At 72.0% G+C, this 436-nt stretch carries 1 protein-coding gene; it reads left to right on the plus strand.

Features of this window, described 5'->3' with window-relative positions:
* Nucleotides 1-8: 8 nt before the first annotated feature.
* Nucleotides 9-436, plus strand: a 428-nt coding sequence (locus A6V37_RS40875) for an epoxide hydrolase N-terminal domain-containing protein (protein ID WP_341845753.1), incomplete at its 3' end; no start/stop codon positions are given.

Consider the following 436-nt stretch of genomic DNA (forward strand, 5'->3'; position numbering starts at 1 on the left):
GTGCATGGCTGCGCGATCTGGCCGAGTATTGGGCCCGACATTTCGATTGGCTAGCCGCCCAGCGCACGCCGAACCGGCACCCCCACTCCACCGCCCACCTCCACCCCCAGCGCGTGCCCTTCGTCCCCCTGCTCCCCGTCCGTCCCCCGCCCTACTCGCCCTCCCTCCTGCCTTGCTGGCCTGGCCCCTCCTTCCATTTCCCTATGCTCCTTCACTTCCACTTCTCCCCCTCCGCGCTCGCCCGCCCTCGCCCTCCCGCCCGCCTCCGCTCCGCACTCCCCTCTCCGCAACCGCCTACCCCGCCGCCTTGCGCCGCACCTACTCCCCCTCTCGCCTACCCCCAGCCCTCCCTGCTGCCCCCCCCCCAACCCGCCTCCGTACTGCCTACTCCTCCCTCCCATCTCTCACCCGCCCACGCTCGCCACCCCCTCTTCCC

Source organism: Paraburkholderia ginsengiterrae (assembly GCF_001645125.1).
Classification (GTDB): Bacteria; Pseudomonadota; Gammaproteobacteria; order Burkholderiales; family Burkholderiaceae; genus Paraburkholderia; species Paraburkholderia ginsengiterrae.